The sequence below is a fragment of the uncultured Thiocystis sp. genome, from assembly GCF_903866365.1.
GTDB lineage: Bacteria > Pseudomonadota > Gammaproteobacteria > Chromatiales > Chromatiaceae > Chromatium.
On sequence record NZ_CAIPNF010000156.1, the window covers coordinates 1 to 3597 of the forward strand.

The window sequence follows — 3597 nt, forward strand, 5'->3', positions numbered from 1 at the left end:
AAACCACCAATATCCACTTCCATTGGGAGCATAGTAAATGAAAATTTATCGCATTCAATAAAAAATAATATAAAATTCAGTTTATTACACGGTATTTAAAGGTAACAAAGTAGAACTAAATAGCGCCACAGTGGCCAAGCCGCCGGATCGGTGGGAGCAAGCGACTCGCCCCAGGTCGACCGTAACGCCTGTTGACAGGCGGCGACCGATCGCGCCTTCAATGCCGAAGGTGCAGCCACCGCCCGAACGGGCAGCCGATCAACCTGCTCGGTCAATCCTAAGGACACGCCAACGGCCTCCAGTGCGACGGGAAAGGTCCAGCCGGTCAGCCACCTCAGCAGCGCGAACCCATCCGCGAAGGCCCCGCAGGAATTGCAGATGCCCCCGCCGGTGTGGGCGACATCCCGAAAGACGCGAAACCCATCGCTGCCGCCATGAATGGGGCATGGACCATGTCGGCCTGGACGCTCCAGGGCGGACTCCAACGCCGGAACCAGACCATGCAGGATGCCGATCCAGCGGCCCTGCGCGTGTGTTCTGACCTGCGTCGCGTCTAATGTCATACGACCTCCAATGCTTCAAACTCGTTGAAAAAAGGAAGACGTACCCCTCGCGGGGAGACGCTTCCCGCCAGGGTGAGAGGTATTGGTATTGGCCTTTCCGATCGGAAAGGCGTCTATCGCTGGCTTTCGCCGACCTGAACCGTCGTCAACAACGCATCCAGCTTGTTTCCGTATCGTGCACAGAAGGCTTGCGCCTCCTCGGTCTCCGGCGTCGACAAGCCGGCTGCCCGCGCCAACAACACGAGGCGGAACAAAGCGTCCGACGCCATAAAGCTGAAGCGGCGCTTGTCTGCATCGACCCAGACGATCGGGCCGGGAGCGTTCTTCGGTCTGTCGGTTTCGATCGTATCGAGAGCGTCCGATTGATTAATAATGAGATTTTCCAGCCAATCGGCGTAGATCCCATCGATTCCTGGACTGGTCGGGAAGAGATATTCCCGCGCCTTCACGAGCACGCTTTCGAGCCGTTCGGCATGGTCGAAACTCGGTGCTGGGAGGTCGCATTGTTCAACCAGCCAACAGGGATGGTTGAATTCGATGAAAAACGAATCGTCTTCGTGCTCCCAATCGAGCTGGCGGTTGTGCTGTTTCGCGAAGGCGAGCGCCTCGTCTTCGGAGGCCGCCGTCACGGTGACATTGACGCGCACGATCATGTCTTTGCTCACAAAATATTGATTCATCGTCATTTTTCCGTTTGTCAAGGGAGACGCCCCCAGTGGGAGTGCGTCTCCCATGGGGGTGAATGCCAGCGATCTGGCGATTTCGCTTGACTTCATGACCGGGCGCGAACCACCGCGCCGGTCCAGGACTTATCGCGACATCAATTGGCGGACGAACTCCGCCGAGTTGATGCGGAATGCCCCGTTTGGAGCATGGACAGGGGCCGAGACCCAGCCCCTGGCGATCGATCCAGGTTTGGATCAGGCAACCCGGAAAGCCGCAGAGCGACTCCAGGATTTCCGACGTGCGAAGTTCTCGCCCATCATTGGTCACGAGCCGATACGTGCTCATCGGCTAGATCCGCTGGCGGCGCACGATCCGGACCTGATCGCCAGGGTCAAGATCCACCGGGAAGCCACCGTGCGTGTTGAAGCGCGGAAGCGACAGGTGAACAGGCATCCAGCCGGTCGATTTGCCGACCCAAAAACGGCGGGTTTCCCGACCTTCGGGGTCGAGGATCGCCACGCGCGCATTTTCAAGACCAATCAGTTCCGGGGTGAGCAGGGCCGGACAACGTTGTCCGGTGTGTTGGTGGTGCGCTTCCCCGAGGCGCATAGCCTTTTGGTAAGCCTGAAGGTGTTCGTCGGTGTCTAACGGCACGGCGGCGCAGGGCAGTCCCAGCCACGCCAATACCGCGTGACGGCGGCGTTCGGCGTTCTCGTGGCCGATGCAGGAACCGTTCAGGTAATACAGATGTTGATTATTCATGCGTTTTCTCCGAGAAATCGGGGAAACGCATGATTCCCAAAGGGAAGATGCAAATCTCCCCAGGGGGTTGAACCAGCGGATGCTGGCGAGTTGAGTGCAAGCGCGAGGCTTGCCGGTGGTGCGCGCGGTCTTGATGGATCGCCCGCGCAGGCGATGACGACCTCAACCAGGTGAGATCGCAGGAAACCTGTCCGCTCGACACGCACCCAACGGGGATGCGGAGGGGACAGGTTCCGGGACGCATTGGCCCCGAAATCCATCGCTTCGGTGAAAAAGGACCGCCCCATGGGGAGCGATCCCCAGAGGGGAATGAACCAGGCGGTTGCCGGGCGGAAAGTCAACGCACGATCAGTGCGTCTTGATCTCGCGGAACAGGCGTCGTTCGGCGTGTTCGGCGCGTTTGCCATTGTTAAAAGCCGACACCGGGCGGTGATACCCCATGACGCGAGTCCACACTTCGCACGGTGTGCGTTCGGTATCGGACAGGCCGATCTCTTGCTGGTCAGGTTTTTTCATCGACCCTCTCCGTGCCCGCAGAACCGCCGAAAAGATCGGTGGACCCGCGGGCGGTCGTGGCACTAAACGAGGAACTGCTCGGCGAGACCGAACAGCGTTTTCTTAAGATCGGCAGGGGAATCGATCTGGATGTGACGTAGAAACAGCCACGACACGTCGATTTTGATGCCAATGCCGGCGATCTCGATGCCAGTTGCCTGGCATTGTTCGATGATGTTCGTCGCCCCGATCACGTCACCAGGTTTGCCGTCGGTCATCACCAGGATCACCCGCTTCCGCGCTTGCCGCTGCAAGAGATCGGCGGCGGTGTACCACAACGCCTGCGTCAAGGGTGTGCTACCGCGCGGCTGTTGCAGGAAAGCGCCCGCACGTCTGGCGGGCCGTTGCCCATGCTGGATCAGGCGGGAGACCGTTTCGTCCTCCCCATGGAAGCCTGGAAATGCGGTCACCGCGACCGACACGCCTTGAATGGTGTCGAGTGCGAGTGCCAGCGCCAAAGCGGACTTCTGAGCGATGTCGCTCTGCGATTCGCTGCCGTAATAGTTCCCCATTGACCCCGACAGGTCGATCAGAAGATGCACCGCCGTGTTCGGTGCCGTCCGTTCCGTCTTCCGGACGAACAGCCTCGAATCGCCAACGCCCGCGCGGTGCAGACGGTGAGCGACCAGCTTTTTCCCCTGATGGCCGGCGTATGGCCGATCCATTCGGGCGGATTGCACCAATCCTTGCAGTCGGGCCGTTAAGGCCCGCGATTCCCCTTGCACGTCATGGAGAAGGCGTTTCCCTGCTGAACACAGAAGAGAGGCTTCCTCACCGATCGGGAGCATGGTCTGGTGTCCGTTCCTTCTCGACTCGGTTTCCAACAGGGTCTTGGCGGTCTCGAAGAGATCCTGATCGAGATCGTATTCTCCGGCCTCCAACACCTGTTGGAGGGTTTTTGACGTCTTCCCTGAATCGTTCCCTGAATCGTTCCCGGAGCCACCTCCGGAGCCACCCTTGGATTCATCCTCGGAGCCGTCACCGGAATTGTCCCCGGAGCCACCCCCGGAGCCACCCTCGGAATCGTCCCCGGAGTCACCCTTGGAATCCT

Annotated in this window: 5 protein-coding genes; all 5 read right to left on the reverse strand. The window is 59.6% G+C overall.

All coding sequences use genetic code 11. The features are described from left to right. Positions 1-95: 95 nt before the first annotated feature. Positions 96-563 carry a primase-helicase zinc-binding domain-containing protein gene (locus tag QZY07_RS08970; protein ID WP_295401706.1) on the reverse strand — a complete coding sequence of 156 codons (468 nt, stop codon included), beginning with the start codon at positions 561-563 and terminating at the stop codon, positions 96-98. 113 nt (positions 564-676) lie between these two features. Next, positions 677-1297, reverse strand: coding sequence for a hypothetical protein (locus QZY07_RS08975; protein WP_295401708.1), 621 nt, complete (start codon positions 1295-1297; stop codon positions 677-679). Between the two features lie 280 nt (positions 1298-1577). Beyond that, entirely contained in the window at positions 1578-1991 is a 414-nt protein-coding gene (locus QZY07_RS08980; RefSeq protein WP_295401710.1) for a hypothetical protein, read from the reverse strand. A 348-nt stretch (positions 1992-2339) separates the two neighbouring features. Beyond that, positions 2340-2507, reverse strand: coding sequence for an anaerobic ribonucleoside-triphosphate reductase (gene nrdD, locus QZY07_RS08985; protein ID WP_295401712.1), 168 nt, complete (start codon positions 2505-2507; stop codon positions 2340-2342). Between the two features lie 62 nt (positions 2508-2569). Further along, positions 2570-3597: VWA domain-containing protein (locus tag QZY07_RS08990; RefSeq protein WP_295401714.1), on the reverse strand; the 1028-nt coding region annotated here is incomplete at its 5' end.

What these genes read in the sequence shown, in the direction of transcription:
- QZY07_RS08970 (WP_295401706.1), bottom strand. Translation starts at nt 563, where the DNA reads ATGACATTAGACGCGACGCAGGTCAGAACACACGCGCAGGGCCGCTGG.
- QZY07_RS08975 (WP_295401708.1), bottom strand. Translation starts at nt 1,297, where the DNA reads ATGGGAGACGCACTCCCACTGGGGGCGTCTCCCTTGACAAACGGAAAA.
- QZY07_RS08980 (WP_295401710.1), bottom strand. Translation starts at nt 1,991, where the DNA reads ATGAATAATCAACATCTGTATTACCTGAACGGTTCCTGCATCGGCCAC.
- nrdD (WP_295401712.1), bottom strand. Translation starts at nt 2,507, where the DNA reads ATGAAAAAACCTGACCAGCAAGAGATCGGCCTGTCCGATACCGAACGC.